The organism is candidate division TA06 bacterium B3_TA06 (genome assembly GCA_005223075.1).
Lineage (GTDB): Bacteria > Hydrothermota > Tepidihabitantia > B3-TA06 > B3-TA06 > B3-TA06.
Map to the genome: position 1 here is coordinate 1 of NJBO01000020.1, position 23,103 is coordinate 23,103.

Below are 23,103 nucleotides of genomic sequence, written 5' to 3' on the forward strand. Positions count from 1 at the left end.
AGTGTATCCATCACCCCACAGAGAGCAAGTAGAAGCATCGCCATTCGTTAAGCATAGGCGGTGCTGGGAAGCTGTCAAGGCCGATTAAACCTTTTTGGGTTTGGCGTGTCCAACAGTTACGAATCAATCCTTTAATAAGGAGGAATAGTATGCTTAGAATAGCGGCAGCACTGCCCTTAATCCTGGTCGGTCTTTTCGGGGCGCCGCGCGGCCAGCATGAAGGTCCGGGGCACTTCGGGGGTCTGCGACTTGGCCTGCTTCTCACCCCCCAGGCGGCGGAGGAACTCAATCTTACCGAAGACCAGCAGGATAAGCTCAAGGAGCTTTGCTACTCCCACCAGGAAAAGGTGCTTGAGATAAAGCAGAAGATCGAGCGCGAGCAGCTTGAACTTCGTAAGCTCATGGATGCCGACGAGCCCAACGAGTCTAAGATCAAGGCAAAGATCCGTGAGATAGGTTCGCTCAGAACCGATCTACAACTGTCTCAGGTTGATCTCTACTTTGCGGCGCGCAATATACTTACCGACGAGCAGATCGAGAAGATGGAGAGCCTTCGTCATGCCGGACGCCGTGGTCCTGAAGGTTCAGGTCACGGCTCAGGAAGAGGAGAGAGGTCCCCTGCCCCTGAAAGATAAATCGCCTGGCCGGGGTTTACGACCCTAAGGCTTGACTAACCCCTCCTCCCTTGGTATGATGGCCGGTGTAAATAACCGGCCATCTTTTTATTGGCCTTAAACCTGGAGGAGTTTATGAAACGCATTGCACTTATCGTTGTTATTGCCGTGATCCTTTGCCCCATTTCTATGGATGCGGCGCGTAGAAGCAAGAAAACCTTTCCCTTGATGCTCGGCCCCAAGCTTTCGGTTGGGTTCTTTGAAGGCGATGAGTCCATCTATCCGGTCAGCTTCCAGGGCGAGGCGATGCTGAACCTTTACAAGAATCAAATCTGGGTGCGAACCAACATCCTTGAACTTACCGCCTACGAAAACTCAAACTATCTGGGTCTGAACATGGGTTCGCCGATTGAGGGGGTATTCATGGGAAGCTACAAGGATTGGCGTCCTTATGGCTTCGGAGGGCTGGGCATAGGCGTTACATCCATAATAAGCGATATCGGAGACATCACCTCTTCCCGGATTTGGATTACCTTAGGTGGCGGCGCAGCTTACGTTGTCTCGAGATACTCGCACTTCTTCGGAGAAGGCGGTGTTGATCTTGGCTATGACGGCATCCACTGGGATGTGCGTTTGTTCGCAGGTATCGGGGTGTGGTTCGGGCTGAGCTGGTAGCTTACCCCACGCGCCTGCTTCGCATCCGCGCGGGGACCCCGGATTATGCACCCCACGAACGCACTTCGTGCGTCCGCGGGGACCCCGAAATAATGCTCCTTTTGACCAGAGGTCAAAAGATCGCAGAGAAAAACGTAGGGGCCGACTTTGGCGTTTCTAAACGCCGCTTCGCGTAAGTCGGCACGCTTACTATCTGAAAGAAATAATAGCGAAGGGACAACCTGAAGGTCGGCACTGCGTTCTTGACAAAGCACCTTCCCTCGCTAGAATAAGGCGTTGCGCCCGTGGCTCAACTGGATAGAGCAGCTGACTACGGATCAGCAGGTTGGGGGTTCGAATCCCTCCGGGCGTATAAAGCGGCCTCTAGGCCATTCGTAGGGGCACGGCATGCCGTGCCCCTACAGGCTCATAAACATCCGGGGTGTAATCCTCCAACGGTAAAAAGGTGTGTGTTACGGGTGTTACGGGCGGGCGGGTTGACAGCGTCCAACTTATCGCTATCCTTAGTCCTGAAGAGGGGAGAGGCCTGAAAAGGAGTCGCAGGATTGATAGATTCAGACGAACGCTGGATGCGTGAGGCGTTGCGGGAGGCCAAGGCAGCTTGCGCCGATGGCGAGGCCCCGGTTGGTGCGGTGGTTGTGCACGAAGGTCGAATAATAGGCCGGGGGCACAACCAGACCGAAAGGCTTGCCGATCCCACTGCGCATGCCGAGATGATAGCGCTTACCGCGGCTGCAGTGGCACTTGAGTCGTGGAGATTGCTGGATTGCACGCTCTATGTTACTGTGGAGCCATGTCTTATGTGCGCGGGCGCTGTGGTGCTTGCACGCATCCCGCGGGTGGTCTTCGGCATAAGGGACCCCAAATTCGGAGCGGTCTCATCGCTCTTTAAGATCGGTAGTGACGAGCGTCTGAATCACACCTTCAAGGTGACTGAGGGGGTGCTTGCCGAAGAGGCGAAGGCGCTGATGCAGTCTTTCTTTAAGGAGCGACGCAAGGTCAATACAAATGAGGCGGGAGATGCGTAGAGATATTTATGCGGGCACGATTGCTTCGCAAGCGTGTCCGCATACAGGAGAGATGGCTGAGTGGACGAAAGCGCACGACTCGAAATCGTGTGGGCCGAAAGGCCCCGGGGGTTCGAATCCCTCTCTCTCCGTGTCTCAGTGGAGACTTGCAAAAAAACTATGGAGGCAGCCGAGGCATTCTTCGTTTTGATCTTTAACCCGATGGAAGGAGTAAGAGACTTATGATCAAACGAGCGGCTATATTGGGTCTTCTGGCTTCGGCTCTGCTTTTTGCAGAACGCATCAAGGTGCCGGTGAAGCCTTACCAATCCAGGTTGGATGATCCTTATTATAAAAGTTTGCTGTATCGTTCAGCCACCACCCCTACCCGGGTTAATACCGCAGCACGAGAGTATCTTCAATCTATGGCAGGTATTCCAGTTCCCGGGACCTTACGGGTGCTTGCCATAAGGGTGGAGTTTCCCGCTGACGACGATCCCTTCACCTGGGGCAACGGGAAGATGGACCTTCGCGGCTTCGGCTCGCCATCCGACGGGCTTTACTACGATCCGCCGCACGATAGAACTTACTTTGAGAACCAGATGCTGGGACTGCGAAACTTCTATCTCTTGAACTCCCGCGGCAGACTGGTGATCGAATACGATGTTTATCCCTCCGAGCCATTCCGTTGCTACCAGGTTCCGCACAAGATGACCTACTACGGCGATACAAGCAATCTGGATCGGGGACTTACGCTTTTCATGCGCGACGCGTTGCTGGCTGCTGCAGAAGACCCTGAGATAGATTTCTCCAAATATCAATATCCGGGTTTTGATATGATTATCATCTTCCATGCGGGAAGCACCATCCAATCCTCATACTGGTTCGGCTATACCTCAGACCTTGCCTCAGCTACGATAACACCTGGAGCACTTGGGGCTTATACTGGACAAGATTCGGTCTTAGTCAACGGGGTTGGAATAAAGACAGCATCAGTCGTTCCTGAAAGTCCTCGCGTTGAAGGGGTGATGACCGGCTTGCCAGGCCTCCTTTACCACGAGTTTGCCCATCTTCTAGGCGGATACGATCTCTACGACGTTTCAGGCTACACCCAGGGTGTTGGCGCATGGTCGCTGATGGGTGGCGGTGGTTGGCTCGGCTACCCTGCAGGCCAGATACCCTCGATGCACGATGCGTTCCATCGCTACTGGTTCGGCTGGGGGAACCCGATTGTGGTTACCTCGGATACCACCGTCTCCCTCTATTCTGCGGAGTTCGATACCCTTCTTATTCCTGAATGGGAGGCTCAAAACCGGCCCACCCTTATAAAGGTTCCCATCCGTGACAAGGAGTATTTTTTGATCGAGAACCGCCAGACCGACGTGAAAGCGGTGGATACGGTCGAGGTGGACGTTAAGGGCGGTGTGCCTGTATGGGTGGTGGAGGGCGAGTACGACGCGTTTCAGCCCGGCTCAGGGCTAATCATCTGGCACGTTGACGAGGACGTGGTGGACGAGTGGGGAGACTACAACTACGTCAACGCATGGACCGCCTTCGGAAAGCACAACGCTGTGGATATGGAGGAGGCGGACGGCATCCAGGACTACGAGCTCCTGTACTACGAGAGCTCGGGTTCTTACGCCACCCAGGGCTCTGAGTTTGACCCCTTCTTTGCAGATGGCGGCAACGCGGAGTTCGGCCCTGCGACTAATCCTTCGACTGATGGTTACTACGGCGAGACAGGCATAACTGTTAGGGTGCTCGACCCATCCGACACCGTGATGAGGGTCCAGATTACGTTTGAGGGCAAGCTGGGCGGCTTTCCGCAGGAGGCTTATTATCTTGATGAGATCAACTCGGTCTTTGTTGCCGATCTGGATGGTGACGGTGATAAAGAGTTGATCGCTTTTGGTGTGCCCTCCAGCTCTGGTGAGCACAGGATAGGCTTTGCCTGGCGCTCGGACGGTTCGCCCTACAATGGTTCTGAACCTATGTTCCTCAGATTTGATTACCGACTCTCTTCACCGCCGGCTCTCGGGGATGTGGACGGCGATGGCTTGCCGGAGATTGTACTTGTAGGAGAAATAGGTATGGTCTCGGTATATGATCCTGATTCGCTTGTGGGGGGAAGGGTTGCGGCCCTCAAGCAAGGGTTTCCGTTCCGGATGGAGGGGCGCAGCTTTGCAGCACCCATGCTTGCCGATCTTGATGGGGACGCTGACCTTGAGATCCTTACGGTTGACGAGTTTGGAAAGGTCTATGCCCTGAACGTAGAGGAAGATACGGCGGCGCTACTTGAGAATTATCCTTTAGATCTTAACGAAGAGGTTAGACCGGGCTTCGCTCTGGTCCAGCGCTCACCTGCTCAGTTCGCGGTTCTTGCCACCTCCGGGCGTCTTTACCTGTTTGATGCGGCCGGGAACCTCAGCGAGGGCTTTCCTTTAGATCTGGGGCGAGGCTCTGCACAGTGTGATGTTCCGCCCTTGGTTGCCGACATTGACGGCGACGGCGAGCGTGAGATACTTGCCTTTGTATACGAGTACAACGATTATCGATACGTGGCAGTATCCCAGGATGGAACCATCAAATACCGCTCAAGCCGCAGCTTTGCCTCTCCGCTAACAACCCCAGCACTTGCCGATCTGGACGCAGATGGTCTGCCTGAGGTCTTATTCGGAGCGGCCAACGGTCTGTGGGCGCTTGACGCCAACGGTGCCGCAGTCCCGGGGTATCCTTTAGTCTTCCCTGAAACCTATCAGATTCAGGAACCCTACGAGCACGGCGGATACCTCTACTTTATCACCTTTGAGGAACCATTTGCGTTCCGCTCCTCGCCGGTTGTTGCAGACCTTGACGCGGACGGCGAGCGAGAGATCGTCATAGGTTCGCCAGATCACGGGGTCTACCTTATCAAACGAGGTGCACGGAAACCTTACAAAACCCTCTACACCCGCTATCCGATAGGCAAAGCTCTGGCACTTGCTGACCTTGACGATGACGGCAAGCTGGAGATATTGGCAGGTACCGTGGTCGATACTTTAAACAGCAAGGTTCACGTCTGGCGCACCACAGGTTCACAGCTTTCATGGGGCGAGTGGATGCACGATGCGGCCCATACCGGTTTGCTGGAAGAGACCTTTAATGCTCCACCTGCTCCTTCGGTCCCCCTGTCAGAGGTCTACGTCTATCCCAACCCGGCTCGCTATCACGCGTATCTGCACGTCTTACTGGGTGATGTTGATGCCCTTAAGATTCAGCTCGTGGATATCTCAGGCAAGCTGATGCGAACCATAGAACCTTCGTTTGATCCAAACATGACGAACGATATTCCGCTTGATGAGCTTCTGACCGATGTCGTATCAGGGTTATATATCGTTCGCGTTGAAGCCTCCAAGGCTGAGGAGAAGACGGTTGAGCTTTATAAACTCGGTGTGATCCGATAGAGAGAGGAGGCCAGATGAGTTTCATAATTACCCTGATCTTTATATCAGCAGATACTCCCCAGATGCCTGTTGCAAAGGATGCTTCCGAGATGGCGCTCACAACAAGAGAACTGACCCGTGCCGAAAAGCTTGCACCTTTCGCCTCCCTTTTTCTACCTGGAACAGGTGAGCTTATTCGGGGCTACAGGCTTAAAGGTGAGCTGTTTTTGTGGGGCGATGGTCTGGCAATTGCAGGTGCGGCCGGTTTCGGATGGGACGCTTTCAACAAAGGCCAGGCCGCTATAGGGATGGCGGTGATGAATGCTGATGCCAATCCTTCCAACCGTTCCCGAATCTACCTTGCTGCTATGGAGAACTATTTCTCCTCGGATGACTACAATCTCAACGTGGCCAGGGAGGCTCGTGATCTTTACTCCGACGACCTTGCCGCGCAACAGGACTACATTGCTGCCAACAGCTTTACAGGCGGAGATGCCTGGATGTGGCGTTCGGATTCCTTGATGATGGGGTATTTCAACCAGAGGATCCGGATGCGCCGGGCACAGCAGACCTCTACTGTGTTTATTGGTGTGATGTTGCTTACACGGCTTGCAAGTACTTTGGACGTTGCATTCTTCTCACCTGTAGGCTCCAGTCGTCTGGGGATCGTCCCTCGGTTTGACACACCAGGTATTCAACTGACCTGGAGGTTCTAGCATATGCGCATCGAGACCGACTTCCTTGTGGTCGGTTCAGGGATGGCGGGTTTGTGGTTTGCCTACCGGATCTCCAATCACGGTCGGGTGCTTGTCCTTACTAAGAAAGATGATTCCGAGTCCAACACCAACTACGCTCAGGGAGGGATTGCTGCGGCATTGGGGTCGGATGATTCGCCTCAGCAGCATCTTGAAGATACCGTAAAAGCCGGTTACGGTCTCTGCGATCCGCAAGCGGTTCAGGTTATGGTCGGAGAGGGGCCTCGTCTTGTCAGGGAGCTACAGAAGTTGGAGATCGAGTTCTCAACAGAGGGCGGTCACCTTGAGTTGGGCATTGAGGGTGGGCACACCAGGCACAGGGTAGCCCATGTCGCCGATACCACAGGTCAGGCGGTGGAGTGGGGACTTATTAATGCGGTGCGTTCAGCCCCTAACGTGGCACTCTATGAGCACCATTTCGTTATCGACCTTTTAACCGATGAGAGCGGACGCTGCTGCGGGGTGCTGAGCTTTGATCGTGAGAGCGGGAAGTTTGCAGAGATCCACGCTAAGGTAGTGATGCTTGCCACAGGCGGGCTTTGCAGGGTATACGAACATACCACCAATCCGCCGATAGCGACAGGGGACGGCGTAGCAATGGCCTGGCGAGCCGGAGCGAAGGTTGCCGATCTTGAGTTCATCCAGTTTCATCCTACCTCGCTTTTCGGCGCCAGGATAGACGGTCGCGCCTTCCTTATATCCGAGGCGGTTCGCGGTGAGGGCGGGATACTTCGGACACCTGACGGGGAGCGGTTCATGCCGCGTTATCATCCTGATGCGGAGCTGGCCCCGCGCAGCGTGGTGGCACGCGCCATCTACAACGAACTTCGAACAAGAAGGCTTGACTACGTTCTCTTGGATCTCTCATCCATCCCCCCCGCGCACATCCTCAAACGGTTTCCCATGATCGCCGATACCTGTAAGCGCTTCGGGCTTGACATCACCCGCGAGCCTGTGCCTGTGGTGCCTGCGGCCCATTACTCTGTTGGCGGGGTAAAGACCGATCTCTGGGGAAGAACCTCCATCCCTTGTCTTTACACAGCCGGTGAATGCGCCCATACCGGGGTTCACGGCGCAAACAGGCTTGCATCCAACTCGCTGCTTGAGGCCCTGGTCTTCGCAGATCGCGCCGCGCAGGCTGCCAGCAAGGAAGAGGCTCGTCTTCCCTCTTTAGATAAGATAAATCCGTTTGAACGTCAACTGCGCAGCATAGAGGACCCGTCGCTCCTTAACTCCCTTGTCTCGTCTCTGAAGCAGACGATGTGGCGGTTTGCAGGGATAGTGCGTTCCGCGAAGGAGATGGAACGGGGCCGGGCAAGGCTTGCAGAGCTCTCTCGTGAGCTAAAGGCGCTGTATCCGGCGAGAATCTTCAGTCCGGGCATCAAACAGCTCCGCAACACGCTGATCGTCGGCGATCTTATCCTTCGTTCGGCCCTTGCACGAAAGGAGTCCCGCGGGCTTCACTACGTGGAGGAGTTCCCTGATACCCTGCCTGAAGCATCTCATACTGTGCTTTCCCCAAAAGATTAATCTGCGAAGCAGATTTCACCTATTCCCTCGGGGTATTTTATGTCGTGTCGGTAGTCGGGGGATTATTCCTTAGATCTTCGGATTAAATGGGAACCGGATTTTCTGCGATCTTTTAACCGAAGGTTAAAAGGAGCACACAAAAAAAGGCCAGCCCGAAGGCTGACCTTTAATCTTTTGCGATCTTTTTAGCCGTAGGCTAAAAAGGAGCACTAATTTATTCCCACTCGACCATGTAGATGGCGTTGTACCAGTCGGCAAGTATGGCTGTGGTAGATGCGCCAGATTGTCCGATTACCCAGACGTCCCTTATCTGGCTGCCGACCTCTATGGTTCCCAGATGTTTAGGTGTTTTGGGGTCGGTAACATCCAGTACACGCAGTCCGTATTCACCGTCGGCAAGGTATGCCCGATCGCCGGAGACATAGACTCCGAAGGCCTGGTTGCCTTCATCAGCCTTCCATTGGCCTGCCCGTTTTGGTTCGTTCTTGTTAGCGACGTCTATTATCATCAGTCCTTCGCCGAAAGCGGCGACGTATGTATAGTCCCGGGAAACGAACAGTGCCTTGGCCTCGTCATTGGTGGAGGTGATGCCTACCGAGGTCATGGCCAGGTCGGGTTCGGCGTTTTGATCCCAGCGCAGTATCTCCAATCCAGCGTTGCCCTCGGTGACGTAGATGTAGTTTCCGTCCACGTGTATGTCGGTGGGCACATCGTAGAGTGTATCTACTCCTCTCACGTAGGCAGTGGCGCCAGCCAAATCAATCTCAAGCCAGGTGATGGTGTGAACCTGGTTGGCCTGGTCCCTGCAGCCCACGAACACGTCGTTTCCCTCCGCATACACAGTAACCGCCTCAGCATAGTCGCTTCCGGTCAAGGTGAAAACATCTCCACCAGTCAGGATGGTGTCTATTGGATTCAGAGGATTTTCTATGAGATACCCGTGATATCCGGCTTTGCCGAACGCAACGTGCAAAAGGTTAGAAGAGCGGTATACGTCCCAGGCCACTGCCTCAGGGATCGGCTTTACGATATTTCCACCGGAAACGATACTGTTGCCTCCGATGTTGAACCCCTTGACGCTCTGCTCCAGCACTGCACAGAAGATGTGGTTGCTGATGCTGGCCAGACGATTCCCGTGGCCTCCGCCCAGACTGGTCTGGCCCAGTATCTCGAAGTACCTGGTGTTGACCGCCACCTCGTTGGAGAAGGTCTTGTGGTCGGCCGAGTCGATCACCGCGATGGCGTAGTAGTAGGTTTTGCCCGGTTCCAGGTCGTCTATGGTGATAGAGGTATCCAGACGACTTTCAGGGAAGTTGGGTATCTGGATCAGCTGCCCGTTGTCCTTGACCCCTGGAGAGGTTGAGGTGTATACCTGATAGGTTTTCCAGGTGGGATGCTGGCTTTGGGTCCAGACCAGGGTGACGTAGGTCCACCCTATGTCGGTGGGTTCCCGCAGGGTCACCGCTGGAGCACCTGCATAATCCACTGTAACCATGAGAGAGGAATCGTAAGCCACTCCGCCCTGGCCGTCACTTACGGTGACATAAAAGCGATAGGTGCGGGGAGTTTCATCAGGTATAGGGGCAATCCAGGTGAACGATTGACCCATGTAGGCGGTAGCTTCGTCCACCGATTCCCAATCGTAGGTCATCTGGTTCCCATCCGGGTCGTTGGCCGTACAGGTTATGTTGGTCTCTTCAGCCGGCTCTACCGTGCTGGGAGAAGCTGTAACCCCTGCTATTTCGGGCGGATGGTTGCCACAACCTGTCAAAGCTACGAATATCACTGCAATCAAAGCTGCCGAAACGAGAAAACGTTTCGCCATGCGACCTCCTTGTCTAATCATTATTAAAATTATAAGGATTTTTGAAGGTTTGTCAACCCCCCTAGAGATAAGAAGTTATCTGTGCGTAAGTTCAGATGAACTTGACGCAGGCGGCTTTCTTTTTATAATCACAATCAGATGGTAAAAAAAGGTCCCGTGTCAAAGTTAAAGGAGGAACTTCGCGCGAAAGAAGCGGAAGTTGCCCAGATGCGTTCCTTGGCGCTTCGGGCCGCGGCGGAGTTAGATAACGCTCGCAAGCGCTGGGAGCGCGAGCGCGATGAGCTTGGAATCCAGGCCCAGGCCGAGGTGCTGGGAGCACTAGTAGAGATTTGGGATAACTTCGAGCGCGCCCTGGCGGTTGATGCCGAGGATAACGAGAAGACCTTGGAATCCTATCGCAAGGGAGTGGAGCTTATCTTCTCGCAGTTCCGCGACGTCCTTGCGAAGTATGGGTTAATGCAATATAGTTGTCTGGGCGAGGAGTTCGATCCAACAAAGGCGGAGGCCTTGGGGTATATGGAGACTTCCGAGGCGAAACCTGGCCAGGTTGTGGAAGAGCCCAAGAAAGGTTTCATGCTGGGTGATTACCTGCTGCGTCCTGCGCAGGTGATCGTGGCCAGAGAGGTTAAAGAAGAGAAGAAAGAAGCTGAAGCTTCAGAAGAGACCACGGGCAAACAGCGATCCCGTGAAGACAAGGAGGTTTAAGAGAAAATGGCAAAGGTTATCGGTATCGATCTGGGAACCACCAACTCATGTGTAGCAGTGGTTGAGCAGGGACAGGCGGTTGTTATACCCAATCCTGAGGGTGGACGCACCACGCCGTCGGTGGTGTCATTTGGTAAGGAAAGGCTGGTCGGCACCCTGGCCAAGCGCCAGGCGGTGCTTCATCCTGATGAGACCATCTACTCCATCAAACGATTCATGGGCAGGCGCTACTCAGAGGTCGCCTATGAGCGCGAGAGGGTCTCCTTCAAGGTAGTTCCTGCAGATAACGGCGATGCCTGGGTTCAGGTGGATGGCCGTAAGATGGCGCCGCCCGAGATCTCGGCTATGATACTTCAGTATCTCAGGAAGGCGGCTGAGGCATACCTGGGAGAGCCTGTCAAGCAGGCGGTTATCTCGGTTCCAGCCTATTTTAACGACTCCCAGCGTCATGCTACCAAGGATGCGGGCAAGATTGCAGGGCTGGATGTCTTGCGAATAATCAACGAACCTACCGCTGCTGCGCTTGCCTATGGTTTAGATAAAAAGACGTCGGCAAAGGTGGCTGTCTATGACCTGGGCGGCGGGACGTTCGATATCTCCATTATCGAAGTTGATGTAGAGGCCAAGACCATCGAGGTGCTTTCAACCAACGGCAACACCCATCTGGGCGGTGACGACTTCGACCAGCGGATCATGGACTACATCATTACCGAGTTCAAGCGCGAGCAGGGAGTTAACCTTTCAAAGGATCATTCGGCCCTTGCCCGAATCAAGGAGGCGGCTGAGAAGGCGAAGGTCGAGCTTTCTTCCAGTCTAGAAACTACCATAAGCCAGCCGTTCATCGCATCCGATCCTGATAAGGGGCCATTGCATCTTGAGATGTCTGTAACCCGCACCAAGCTTGAGTCGCTGGTGGGCGATTTGGTGGAGAGCACTTTCGGCCCGGTCAAGCAGGCGCTTACCGACGCAAAGGCAACACCTGCCGATATCAGCGAGGTCATCCTTGTCGGCGGCCAGACCCGGATGCCCATGGTGCAGAAGCGCGTGCAGGAGTTCTTTGGCAAGGAGCCTCACAAGGGCATCAACCCTGACGAGGTGGTGGCCGTCGGTGCTGCCCATGCCGCGTTGGCGGCGTCGCCTGAAGGAGTTGCCGAGAAATCTCTGCTTCTCCTTGATGTAACCCCGCTTTCTCTTGGCATAGAAACCCTGGGTGGCGTAATGACTGTTCTTATCCCACGGAATACCACCATCCCCCATGATAAGACCGAGACCTTTACCACGGCTGAGGACAGTCAGCCTGCGGTTACTGTACACGTTCTTCAGGGTGAACGTCCCATGGCTCGAGACAACCGCACTCTCGGTCGTTTTGAGCTTGATGGAATCCCGCCTGCACCACGCGGCGTGCCCCAGATAGAGGTCACCTTCGACATAGACGAGAACGGCATCCTGGATGTCTCTGCAAAGGATAAAGGCACCGCCAAGGAGCAGTCAATACGCATCACCGCCTCCTCCGGTCTCTCAGAGGGGGAGAAGGAGCGCATGGTCAAGGATGCAGAAACCCACGCTGCCGAGGATCGTAAGCACCGCGAGGTGATTGATGCCCGCAACAAGGCTGACGGCTTTATCTACTCTGTAGAAAAGTCCATGCGGGAGGCAGGCGACAAGGTTCCACAGGCCGACCGCAAGGCTATCGAAGAGAAGATTGCCGCTCTCAAGGAAGCCATGAAGGGTGAGGACGTGGCTGCTATCAACAAGGCCCAGGAAGAACTCCAGCAGGTCTCCTACAAGCTCTCCGAGGTTCTCTATAAACAGCAGCAGGTAGGTCCGCAGGCAGGACCTCAACCTGGTCCTCAGCCTGGCCCGGAGCAGGGCGAGGCACAAAAAGAGGCCGAAGACGTTCAGGCCGACTACGAGGTCATAGACGAAGAGGACCCGCAACACACCTCTTAACGAGCGCTATGGGTGTAACGCTTTGATTAATAAGATGTTACAGTTGACTCTCAAAAGTGTCAGATGAATGCTAGCTTGTGGCAGGGTTTGAGTACTCCGAGAATCCTTTCAAGGGCTGAGGAAAGGAGTGTTACGGGTGGCTGCTAAAAGAGACTACTACGAGGTTCTTGGTGTTGATAAATCGGCCTCCGAAGACGATATAAAGAAGGCCTACCGCAAGCTGGCCCGCCGGAATCACCCTGACGCCAACCCTTCGGACCGCGAGGGTTCGCGTGAGCGCTTCAAGCAGGTCAGCGAGGCCTACGACGTACTCTCCAATCCCGAAAAGCGCAGACTCTACGATCAGTTCGGCCACGCAGGCGTAAGCCGCCAGTACGGACCGGCCGGCTTCAACATGAACGACTTCTTCCGCCAGCACCAGAGCGAGTTCGAAACGGACTCCGTCTTCGGGGACATCTTCTCCAGCCTGTTCGAGAGCCTCTTCGGTTTCGGCAGTGCAGGATTTAGGGGGGCCGATCCGCGTCGAAGGATTGGCGGTGATATCCGTATAAAGATTCAGCTTTCTTTAGAAGAGATCGCCAATGGAGCGAGGAAGAGGGTTCAGGTCTCCCGCTACGACCGATGCGAGGCCTGCGTGGGAAAGGGTGGCCATAATCCCCAAACCTGCTCCACCTGCCAGGGTAGGGGACAGGTGGTTACCGTTTCACGTTCCTTCTTTGGAACGTTCAGGGAGAGGAGGGTTTGTCCCAACTGCGCTGGAACGGGCGAGATCTTCAAGGAAACCTGTAAGAAGTGTGCAGGTTCTGGCAGGGTCAAGAAATCGCACAAGATAGAGTTGAACATACCTGCCGGGGTAGCTGCCGGCAACTACATGCGTTTGAGGGATGAGGGCCACTGGGGACCAGGGGGCCGCGGCGATGTGATCATCGAATTTGCTGAAAAGCCCCACAACCTGTTCAAGCGCATCGGCGACGATATCATGATCGAGTTCCCCATCTCCTTCACCACCGCCGCCCTGGGCGGAAACGTGGATGTACCTACCCTTAACGGAAAGCGCAAGATCAAGATTCAGTCTGGCACACAGTCGGGTGCTGTCTACCGTATACGTAAGCAGGGGATCGAGCATCTCAACGGCGGCAAGGGCGACGAGCTGGTTCGAATAATCGTTCACACGCCTAAACGACTTTCCGCAGCCCAGCGAAAGCTCCTCCAAGAGCTTGCCGACAAGGACTACAAGGTTCCCAACCCTCGTAAACCAAAGCGATGAAGGAGCTTTTCTACACACCGGCGAGAACCATCTCCGGCTCACGGGTTATGATCAGGGGAGAGGAGGCACACCACATCTTCAAGGTGAAGCGCCACCGACATGGTGATAAGGTACTGGTGACCGACGGCGAAGGCTCCGAGTATAAGGTGCTTATAACATCGGCCTCGGACAGTCTTGTGGAAGGCCAGATTATTTCCACTTTGCGTAAGCCTAAAGAACCACTTCTTGAGGTTACCCTTGCCTTCGGTATCATAAAGGCCCCGCGGATCGAGGTGCTTTTTGAGAAGTGTACCGAGATGGGAGTCAGTGCATTTCAACCTCTGGTTACCTCACGCACCGTCCCCGAATGGGAGGAGGAGAAGAAGGTGCCGCGCTTCGAGAGGATTATCGTTTCCGCCATGAAGCAATCGCTGCGCTCGGTAGCACCGAAGATACTACCTTTGCTTGACTTGCGCGATTTTCTTACTATAATACCGAATTATGACCATGCCTTGGTGGCCTGGGAAGAAGCGCGTCACCAGCTAAGAGAAAGATTGACTAAAAGGCGCGTCAGGCGTCTTTTATTAGTGATAGGTCCTGAGGGCGGTTTTGCGCTCGATGAGGTTGATGCGCTCCTAAAGGCTGGGGCAAAACCGTTTTCTTTGGGACTGCGCAGGCTGCGATCCGAGACCGCAGCTTTAGCTGCCCTGGCTAACGTTTACAGTTTGTATGATGCATAAACCCTTAAACGCCATAGAAAGGAGGTGAATCTATTGGCAGGTACAGGTATCAGTGTCCGCGAAGGCGAGTCGTATGAGAGTTTTATGAGACGATTCCGCCGTGCCTGTGAGAGGGCGGCGGTGTTGCGTGACTACAAGCGTCATCAGTTTTATGAGAAACCTAGCGAGAGACGCAAGCGCAAGATAATCGAGGCACGGCGCAGGGCATGGCGCCGTCGTCAGAAGGAGCAGTACTAGGGTGATTGCCTTAGAGACGTTTGAGCGTCTCGATTTTGCGCGTATCCGCACTATTCTGAGCGAGAAGTGTGCAACGATGCGGGGCAAGCGGCGTGCAGAGGCGCTGGTTCCTTGCAGGGGTGTCGAGCAGGTAAGAAGGCTTTTTGCAGAAACCGAGGAGGCTCTGCTTTTTAGGTCTACGTTGCCCTTCGGCTTATGCGCACCCGGTGACGAACTGCTTGCAAAGCTTGAGAAAGAGGTCTACCTATCACCTTTAGAGTTCCTGAAGTTGGCCCAGGTGTTGGAGGGGTGTAGGGTTATCAAGCACCCGCTTTCTTCGGCTAGCTACGGGAAGTTCCCTCTCTTGAAAGAAGCAGGTGACATGCTTGTCACCTTTGAGGAGCTTCGCAGTGCTATAACGGCAACGGTGGACGAAGAGGGTGTCAAGGAATCCGCCTCCTCTCGTCTAGGAGAGATCAGACGCGCGATGGTTGCGGGACGCAAGGAGGCTCTGCGCACCCTTGAGGCGTCGGTTGCCTCTGGCAAAGAGATATTTCAGGACTCTCCCATACACTTCCGGGAGGGCAGGCTTGTGCTTGCTGTGCGCAGGGACCGTGAAGCAGAGCTTGAGGGTATAGTGCACGGGGTCTCAAGCGGCGGAGCGACCGTTTTTGTTGAGCCTTTCGAGACCGTTGACGCGAACAACCGATTGCGTCGTCTTCGTGATGAAGAACGCGAGGAGGTTGAACGGGTGCTTATATCGCTTGCAGACGCTGTCAGGGAAAACCTTACGGATATCCGCTCCACCCTTGATGTGGTAGCCGAGCTTGACTTCATCTTTGCCAGAGCGGATTGGGCAAGGCGTTTTAAGGCGGTGGCTGTTGATCCGGCGGGCGAGGTCCTGGAACTCCTTGCCGCTCGCCACCCATTGCTTGCCTTAAAGCGCGAGGTGGTGCCGCTTGATCTTGAGTTTGATCCAGAAACCAAGGTGCTTCTTGTCTCCGGCCCCAACGCGGGCGGCAAGACCGTGGTTCTCAAGACAGTAGGGCTTGCGGCTTTGCTTTCTTCCTGCGGAATTCACGTCCCTGCCTCTCGTGACACTCGAATCCCCTTCTTTCGTAAGGTTTTCATGGACATAGGTGACGAGCAGTCCATTGACGACGATCTATCAAGCTTTACCGCGCACCTTGCTAACCTGCGTAAGATACTTGCGGAGGCGGATGGAGAGTCCCTTGTTCTTCTTGACGAACTTGGCGCATCCACATCCCCTGAGGAGGGGGGAGCCCTGGGTATGGCAGTGCTTTCAGCCCTTGCCAGAAAAGGTGCCACGGTGATCGCTACCACTCACCTTGAGTCTCTCAAATACTTCGTGGAGGAGAAGGCTTCGATGCAGAACGCTGGCATGGAGTTCACAGATCACCCCACCTACCGGCTAATCATGGGTATACCCGGCGCCTCCAACGCCCTTGAAGTCGCTGACGAGGTTGGTTTTCCCAAGGCAGTGCTTGATGAGGCGCGCGGCTTCCTCCGCCCTGAGTTTCTGGAATCCTCCTTTCTTATCGCCAAACTTTCAGAAGAGCATCATAAGGCCGAAGAACTGCGTATTGTGCTTGAAGACCAACTCAAAGAGGCAATAGCCTCGCAAGCTCGCTACGAGCAAGGGGAGGCCGAGCTTGCCGAACGACGCAGACGTTTTGATGCCGAGATGCTTGCAGAGCGCGAAATGCTGCTTTCTGAGGCACGCAGAGAGATAGAGAACCTGGTGCGTGAGATAAAAGAAACCCGGGCCTCGCGGGAATCCATCCTTAAAGCCAAGGAGTTCGTGGACGCTCAGGGTTCTGCCCTGAGGGCGGATCAAGAGGAGACAGAGCAGTCCAGGACAGCCCCAGGATTAGCAGAAGGCCTAAGGGTTAGCTCACGCCAGCTTAAGCGCGAAGGGGTGATAGCCGAGATCAATGAACGCTCCGGCGAGGCCTTGGTTGAGTTCGGCACCCTGAAGATGGCCCTGCCTTTGAGTGACCTTTCTTTTGTCCAGGAAGGGTCCAATGAGTCCTTAACCGAGGTCAAGCTATCTGTCAAAACACAATCGGAGTCCGGCCAGGATGCGGAGTTTAATCCCAGGCTTCATCTTCGAGGGATGCACGCAGATGAGGCATACGATCGTCTCCTGACACACATCAGCGAGGCTTTAGCCTTGGGGATCCGTGAGGTAGCCATAGTCCATGGTAAAGGAACCGGTGTTCTGCGTAATATGATTATGGATTTTGCAAGGCGTGATAAGCGGGTTGCCTCGTTCAGGGTAGGCGAGCCTTTTGAGGGCGGTGACGGCGTAACCGTGTTGAGGCTGGCCTCATGATTCCCCAGGAAGTAATCGAACGAGTCCGTGCCGAAACCGACATCGTTGGGCTTATCGGTTCCTATATTAAGCTCAAGCGTTCAGGCAAAAGCTTTGTCGGGCTTTGTCCTTTTCATCAGGAAAAGACAGCGTCCTTTAACGTGAGCCCTGATCGCCAGGCTTACTACTGCTTCGGATGCGGTGCAGGCGGGAACGTCATCACCTTTCTTATGAACTACGAGAACCTCTCTTTCCCTGAGGCGGTTAAGCAGTTGGGTGAACGCTTGGGGATTAGGATCCAATATACCGCGGAAGACGATCCAACAAAACCCCTCCTCGACGCACTGGAGCTTGCGCACAAGATCTACAAGGACGCCCTTTGGTCTAGCGAAGGCCTAGGGGCCCAGCGCTACCTTGTTTCTCGTGGTCTTAAAAAGGAGACGGTGAGATCCTTTGAACTTGGTCTTGTGCCACGGGATACATCGCTTCTTCTTTCGACAGCCAGAGAGGCCAAGCTCTCCACCCAGATTTTAAGGGATGCTGGGGTCCTGGGCAGCACCTCAGGCAGGCTTTATCCCTTCCTTGCCGGACGGATCGTTTTTCCCATTCGGTGGCCCTCAGGCAAGCTTGTAGGCTTTTCAGGTCGCGTGTGGGGGGATGATCCCAATCCTGCCAAGTACGTCAATACCTCTGAAACCAGGCTATTCAAGAAGAGCAGGCTTCTTTACGGACTTAACAAGGCACGGCCTTATCTCAGGCGAGAGGGAGCTTTGCTTGTGGAAGGGCAGACGGATGTCCTCAGACTTGCGCAGGAAGGATTCCACAATGTGGTAGCGCCCCTTGGGACAGCCTTTACAGGCGGGCAGGCCAAGGTTCTTTCCCGGTACACGGATAGTGTTACCCTTGTCTTTGACGGGGACGAGGCCGGACGCAAGGCGGCACAGCGGGCGTTGGGCGAGGTGCTTGCAGCCGATCTTGACGTGAAGCTTCTCCTGCTTCCCGAAGGTGAGGATCCTGACTCGTTCCTTGCCTCCCACTCCTCGGATGAGTTCAACTCTTTGCTCGAACAAGCTCAGGAACCCATGCCGTTCCTCTATAACCTGCTTTCTCCGTCCACTACCAGGGTTCGTAAGAAGGCCGCGGAGATTATGCTATCCCTTATCAATCGTGTATCCGATTCCCTGCGCCGTGAGCTGTACCTTGACGAAGCGGCAAACCTTCTTAGAATTGATAGGAGGGTTATCGAAAGAGTGCTTGCCGATCTGGCCAAATCTTCCAGGTCGGGTGGTACTGTTTCTGAAGCGGATGGTGCGGGTGTTACGGGTACGGGTGATCCTGAGGAAAGGCTGTTGAGGATGATGATTCAGAAAGCCGAGTTTGTTCGTCTGGCTGCCGAGAATCTTCCGTTATCTTTGTTCCCCGAGGGGGAGAGGCGGGAGTTTTTAGAAAAGCTCTATGGTGTGGCCGCTCGCAAAGGGCAGTTTAGCACCGGCGAGATACTGGATTTGCTCTCGCCCGAGATGCAGCGTAGGGTCTCAGGGTGGAGCTTTTCAGATGTTAACTACTCACGCGAGGAGTTCGCACGCGCGTTAGCGCACTACCTTTACAGGCGCAGACGGGATGCCCTGCGTCATGAACTTACGCAAGCCGAACGTTCAGGGGATGCTGAGCGCGCACGCAGCATCCTTGTTCAGTTGAATGAGTTAGATAAGGAAAGCAACAAAATCTATCAGGAGATATGAATAAGAAAGCAAACGTTCAAGCAGCCGCGATAACCCTACGCGGCAGAGAGGTTGCGGATAAGATCCTTACTCAGGTTAAGGATCGTCGGACTATAACCTATAAGGAACTTGAGAGCTATCTGCCCGAAACCTACGTCTCCTCTGAGGAGGTAGACGAGATAATAGTGAGGCTTAGAGAGCAGGGGGTAAAGCTTGTGGCAGAGGGTGAGGTTATCCATGAGGGACCAAAGGAGAAGACCTACAAGCTTCCTCGTGCCAAGGGGCGCAAGGATTCTACCCGTTCATACTTCAAGGAACTCAACAAGTTCGGGCTTCTTACCAAGCAAGATGAGGTCCGCTACTCCAGCCGGATGGAAGAGGGTTACATCCAGCTGCAGCATGAGATATTGGGAACATGGGGGATGCTTGCTCAGCTTCTTGAGCAATGCCAGGAGGTGGAGGATGGGGAGGCGCACGTGGACCAGATCGCCAAACCTGACATCGACTCGGTCATCGACAAGAGGCTATACCAGCGCTGGAAACAGGGTTTTATTCGTAACTCTCACAAGCTCGCCGAGTTAAATGAGCAGCTGCGTGAGGCGACCCGGCGACGCAATCGTACCAAGGAGGAGGAGAGGGCTTTAGAAAAGCTGCGCGATAAGATCCATAGAAAAGTAATGAATCTTTCCCTGCAACCCGATATTGTCAAGGAATACACCGAGCGATACAAACTGGAGATCTCCGAACTTATCAAGATGGATAGCCGGGTTGAGGGACTCAAGGCGAAGGCTGCCAGGAGCGCATCCGCGTCAGCCAGACTCGAGTTCCACGAAGCTCGCACGGATCTGCGTCGCGCCGAGCGCAACTTCGGGCGGACCGTAAAGGAGGCAAGAGAAAGCCTTGCTCGCTTGAGGCAGATAGAGGCAAGCATACTGCGCGCACGCGACCGGATGATAGAAGGCAACGTCCGTCTCGTGATCTCCATCGCCAAGCGCTACACCAACCGGGGGCTGGAGTTCATCGACCTCATCGCCGAAGGCAACTGCGGACTTATCAAGGCGGTTGAGAAGTTTGACTACAAGAAGGGCTATAAGTTCTCTACCTACGCAACATGGTGGATCAAGCAGGCCATTACCCGTGCGATTGCCGATCAATCCAGAACGGTAAGGGTGCCGGCGCATATCATAGATGCTATAAACAAGATAACCCGCGTATCACGGCGCTTTATTCAGAAACACGGCCGCATGCCAGCTCCGCATGAGGTCTCGCACTATCTCCCAACCTTTACCGAGGACAAGGTCAAGTTCCTCACCAACATAGCGCAGTATCACGTCTCGCTGGACAAGGCAATAGACGACGATGCATCATCGTTCGTGGGCGACTTCATCTCCGATGACAAAACCCCTGTTCCCACTTATCATGCGGCGCGATCGGTTCTTGACACCCGTATTGACGACGCCTTGGCCACGCTTTCAAAGCGTGAGGAGACCGTGCTGCGGCTGCGCTTCGGTGTTGACGACGGGGTTCAGCGCACACTTGAGGAGGTTGGTCAGATCTTCAACGTGACCCGGGAGCGCATCCGTCAGATAGAGGCAAAGGCGTTAAAGAGGCTTCGCGACCCCTCGCGCCGCAAGATCTTTGACCCACTAAAGGAGCTGCTTCGTTAACCCTCATTAATACGTAATTTAAGGCCGCCCGAGGGCGGCCTTTTTTTTCCACCCCACGGTGCTACTGCGTATCACCGCGGGGACCCCATATCGAAAATCGGGTGAAAAATGTGGACAAATAGTAGTCAAAAGCTGGCCAAATAATACCCAAAAAGCTATCCAAAAGGTGGACAAAAGCTGGTCAAAAGGTGGTCAAAAACCCGGGATCCCCGCGAAGCTGCGAAGCAGATTTGTGGGGTGAAAAAGATGGACAAGAACGCGACTTCGTCGCAATCACAGATTGCAGATTGGAAGATTGAAGATTGGAAGATTGCTCCACAAGTGTCGCCCTTCGGAACTCTGCAAGCATCGTCCTTAAAGGTCTTTCGTCCTTCCGGCCTCCGGGCTCCAGTCCTCAGAATGAGGGATAGGAGGAGTGTTATGAGATCCTTACGTCGTATGCCTCCTTCGGAGACAATACTCCTCAGGATGACAGAGGGGGGAGTGGCGTCCTTCCACGGGGTCCCCGCGACTTCGTGAAGCGAAGGCGTGGGGTGTTTATCTGGGGTAAATTAAAGCATCAGCAGGATAACGGTTACGCAGGCGGCGGCAAGCAGGGGTGAGGCTACGGCCCAGAACACCAGCGGCGGCTTGTCCTGGCGCCGGGTGCCGTAGCGTCCGGAGGACGCATGCGTGTTACGGGTGTTACGGGTGTTATTTCCTTGCGACCGGAGCGCAAGCTCCGAGTAATAGTGAGAATGCCCCGTAGGGGTACGGGTGTTACGGGTGTCGGGCTCGCGGCTGGCCAGCTTCCTAACGGCGGCGATAAATCGCATTGCCGCAAGAATCGCAACCGCGCCCGCGATGAGTATTATAAGCACCGTTCCAAACATGTAGTCGTCATTGTAACCAGATAGGGAAGAGAGTCAAGGAAGTATTATTTCTTTGGTATTTCTCCTGGGAAAGTCCCGTGTTTTGAAAACCATTGAAGGCTTGACTGACGGAGTGCGATGTAAGTTGGATGTAATTCCGGTTCTATGGTTTGTATTCCGAAAGCGCCTACTAGAGAGTCAGCAGCCATGGCAGAGATACGTGTAAAATCCATTAGACAAATTTTGAATTTCTGTTTATCCACCATTGGACCTACTTTGAGTAGACGATTTTTTCCAACTCCTCGCCCAAGCATACTGTTGATCCCGACGTGTGTAGGATGAACGCCTAACTCACAAAGTAGGTGGTACATATAGTCGATGTTAGTTCTATGCGTAATAGGGATTCCTGTGGTTTCTTTAATCAATTTTCTTATTTCTCTAGGTTGGAATTCTTCTTTTTGTTCTCTGTTCTCAGGGTCAACATCTTTCCATCGTTGGATTGAAGGGCGGTCTAGTGCGAATTTGGTGAGGAGTAAACCACATTCAAAAATATCTCTTTGAACCATCAGGGAAACCTGGTAGAAACCGGAGAAAAGTAAAGACCAAGCTGTTGAATAGTCATTAAACAAACGAGCTCCTATACCTCGAATAAGCAATTCATCATCATCTTTGTGCAGTCGTTCGACAGCTATGAGGTTAACTATGTTGATTGAATCATGAATAAGTTGAATGTGCTCCTGCCAATCAGGATTTTCGGCAATCATTACGATGGTTTTCTTTCTAACATCCTCATGTCCTTCAAGGAGGTTGGAAAGATTTTCTGGAATGGGAGGGATAATTGTCATCGATTGTTTTGCAACCAACGTTTTAATTCAGGGTTAACTTCATAAATGTAAATCTGTCCTCCTCCAACATATTCTGCTTTTATGTATTTTTCCCACTTTAAATGGGTAATAACATGGTCGATTATTACCTCTGGAACGTTTAAATGAGATGCTATTGAGAAGTTGTCTCCGCCATTTTTATTGACGATTGAAGCGACAGTTGATTTGAATATCGATTCGTAATCTTCTCGATATGCTTTGAGGTATGCGTCCATTCCCCATTCAGTTACATGAAAACAGAATCCTTTAGCTCCTTCACTATTGGAGCCAAGAAATTTCTTTAAATCGATAAGATTCCTTCTGTCAAGAATCTCTAGTGATTCCATCATTGCGTTGAAGTCTATTTCGAACGGCTGGACTGCTTCGAAGATTTCTTCTCCTTCAATGAGGTGAGCGTAACCTTGTTCAATAAGTCTTTCGCAAGACAACTTAAGTACTAAGTTGTCTAGTTTAGTTAAATCAGGTATTAGCTCAATTCTGGTTTGGGCATATTTAGGGGGTTCACCTAGTGGGGGCTTCTCCCGGTGTTCGTAAATTGAGTTGATTATTTCATTGAGTTCATCTTCGTAATCGTTAAGATCCTTAACCCTAACCCAGCGATATGGCTTTAAGCTCTCCGGAACTTCCTCGTCTTGTATGTCAAGGATTAACGGGATAAGTCTAATATTTTCATTTATCTTTTTAATAACACTGACATCTCGTTCAGCTTTAGGCCAAGGTTTCTCAATACTGTATTGAGAAAGGACTACAATCACGGCCTGAGTCTTCTTTATCCCCTCTTCGAATATCTTGTCGACAAGATTGTCACCTGCAAGTATTTCCCGTTTATCTAACCAGACGTCTATACCTTGAGCACGTAACCTCTTGTCTAAGTCTAAAACAAATCTGGTCTTATCTTCGCTAGCGTGACTGATAAAGACTTTCGGAGTCTCCATGTTCTAAGCATAGTTAAATTTAAGA

Annotated in this window: 18 protein-coding genes and 2 tRNA genes; 16 read left to right on the plus strand and 4 right to left on the minus strand. The window is 53.4% G+C overall.

Annotation, left to right across the window (positions count from 1 at the left end; genetic code table 11):
- Window positions 1-149: 149 nt before the first annotated feature.
- The 8 genes from CEE36_09770 (at window position 150) to nadB (ending at window position 8,003) form a co-directional block, all read left to right on the plus strand.
- A complete protein-coding gene (locus CEE36_09770; protein ID TKJ40141.1) occupies window positions 150-635 on the plus strand; it encodes a hypothetical protein in 486 nt (161 codons plus the stop codon).
- A 114-nt stretch (window positions 636-749) separates the two neighbouring features.
- Window positions 750-1,289 (plus strand): hypothetical protein, encoded by a 540-nt coding sequence (locus CEE36_09775; GenBank protein ID TKJ40142.1) that lies wholly within the window; start codon window positions 750-752, stop codon window positions 1,287-1,289.
- Window positions 1,290-1,567: 278 nt separating this feature from the next.
- Window positions 1,568-1,641, plus strand: a tRNA-Arg gene (locus tag CEE36_09780).
- 217 nt (window positions 1,642-1,858) lie between these two features.
- Window positions 1,859-2,317, plus strand: a complete 459-nt coding sequence (locus tag CEE36_09785; protein ID TKJ40170.1) for a tRNA-specific adenosine deaminase — start codon at window positions 1,859-1,861, stop codon at window positions 2,315-2,317.
- 46 nt (window positions 2,318-2,363) lie between these two features.
- Window positions 2,364-2,448, plus strand: a tRNA-Ser gene (locus CEE36_09790).
- A 90-nt stretch (window positions 2,449-2,538) separates the two neighbouring features.
- Entirely contained in the window at window positions 2,539-5,739 is a 3,201-nt protein-coding gene (locus tag CEE36_09795; protein ID TKJ40143.1) for a hypothetical protein, read from the plus strand.
- 14 nt (window positions 5,740-5,753) lie between these two features.
- The gene (locus CEE36_09800; GenBank protein ID TKJ40144.1) at window positions 5,754-6,434 is read left to right on the plus strand and encodes a hypothetical protein; all 681 of its coding nucleotides are present in this window, start codon (window positions 5,754-5,756) and stop codon (window positions 6,432-6,434) included.
- A 3-nt stretch (window positions 6,435-6,437) separates the two neighbouring features.
- Entirely contained in the window at window positions 6,438-8,003 is a 1,566-nt protein-coding gene (gene nadB, locus CEE36_09805; protein TKJ40145.1) for an L-aspartate oxidase, read from the plus strand.
- A 214-nt stretch (window positions 8,004-8,217) separates the two neighbouring features.
- Here the strand turns inward: nadB and CEE36_09810 are convergent, their stop codons facing one another.
- Complete coding sequence (locus CEE36_09810; protein TKJ40146.1) at window positions 8,218-9,849, minus strand: hypothetical protein; 1,632 nt, start codon at window positions 9,847-9,849, stop codon at window positions 8,218-8,220.
- A 117-nt stretch (window positions 9,850-9,966) separates the two neighbouring features.
- Here CEE36_09810 and grpE point away from each other — a divergent pair, with 117 nt between their 5' ends.
- The 8 genes from grpE (at window position 9,967) to CEE36_09850 (ending at window position 20,408) form a co-directional block, all read left to right on the plus strand.
- On the plus strand, window positions 9,967-10,533 hold the full coding sequence (grpE, locus tag CEE36_09815) for a nucleotide exchange factor GrpE (protein ID TKJ40147.1): 567 nt from the start codon (window positions 9,967-9,969) through the stop codon (window positions 10,531-10,533).
- Between the two features lie 6 nt (window positions 10,534-10,539).
- On the plus strand, window positions 10,540-12,483 hold the full coding sequence (locus tag CEE36_09820) for a molecular chaperone DnaK (GenBank protein ID TKJ40148.1): 1,944 nt from the start codon (window positions 10,540-10,542) through the stop codon (window positions 12,481-12,483).
- Window positions 12,484-12,598: 115 nt separating this feature from the next.
- The gene (gene dnaJ, locus CEE36_09825; GenBank protein ID TKJ40149.1) at window positions 12,599-13,750 is read left to right on the plus strand and encodes a molecular chaperone DnaJ; all 1,152 of its coding nucleotides are present in this window, start codon (window positions 12,599-12,601) and stop codon (window positions 13,748-13,750) included.
- Entirely contained in the window at window positions 13,747-14,469 is a 723-nt protein-coding gene (locus CEE36_09830; GenBank protein TKJ40150.1) for a hypothetical protein, read from the plus strand. Before dnaJ ends, CEE36_09830 begins: the two co-directional genes overlap by 4 nt.
- An 84-nt stretch (window positions 14,470-14,553) precedes the next feature.
- A complete protein-coding gene (gene rpsU, locus CEE36_09835; GenBank protein ID TKJ40151.1) occupies window positions 14,554-14,706 on the plus strand; it encodes a 30S ribosomal protein S21 in 153 nt (50 codons plus the stop codon).
- A gap of 1 nt (window position 14,707) precedes the next feature.
- Window positions 14,708-17,041: a hypothetical protein gene (locus CEE36_09840; GenBank protein TKJ40152.1), complete on the plus strand. Its 2,334-nt coding sequence runs from the start codon at window positions 14,708-14,710 to the stop codon at window positions 17,039-17,041.
- Window positions 17,038-18,762, plus strand: a complete 1,725-nt coding sequence (dnaG, locus tag CEE36_09845; protein TKJ40153.1) for a DNA primase — start codon at window positions 17,038-17,040, stop codon at window positions 18,760-18,762. Before CEE36_09840 ends, dnaG begins: the two co-directional genes overlap by 4 nt.
- Entirely contained in the window at window positions 18,759-20,408 is a 1,650-nt protein-coding gene (locus tag CEE36_09850) for a hypothetical protein (GenBank protein ID TKJ40154.1), read from the plus strand. Before dnaG ends, CEE36_09850 begins: the two co-directional genes overlap by 4 nt.
- A 551-nt stretch (window positions 20,409-20,959) precedes the next feature.
- Here the strand turns inward: CEE36_09850 and CEE36_09855 are convergent.
- From CEE36_09855 to CEE36_09865, 3 genes are all read right to left on the minus strand, one after another.
- The gene (locus tag CEE36_09855) at window positions 20,960-21,280 is read right to left on the minus strand and encodes a hypothetical protein (protein TKJ40155.1); all 321 of its coding nucleotides are present in this window, start codon (window positions 21,278-21,280) and stop codon (window positions 20,960-20,962) included.
- Window positions 21,281-21,324: 44 nt separating this feature from the next.
- Window positions 21,325-22,023, minus strand: coding sequence for a hypothetical protein (locus CEE36_09860; protein TKJ40156.1), 699 nt, complete (start codon window positions 22,021-22,023; stop codon window positions 21,325-21,327).
- 77 nt (window positions 22,024-22,100) lie between these two features.
- Complete coding sequence (locus tag CEE36_09865; protein TKJ40157.1) at window positions 22,101-23,078, minus strand: molecular chaperone Tir; 978 nt, start codon at window positions 23,076-23,078, stop codon at window positions 22,101-22,103.
- Between the last annotated feature and the right edge of the window lie 25 nt (window positions 23,079-23,103).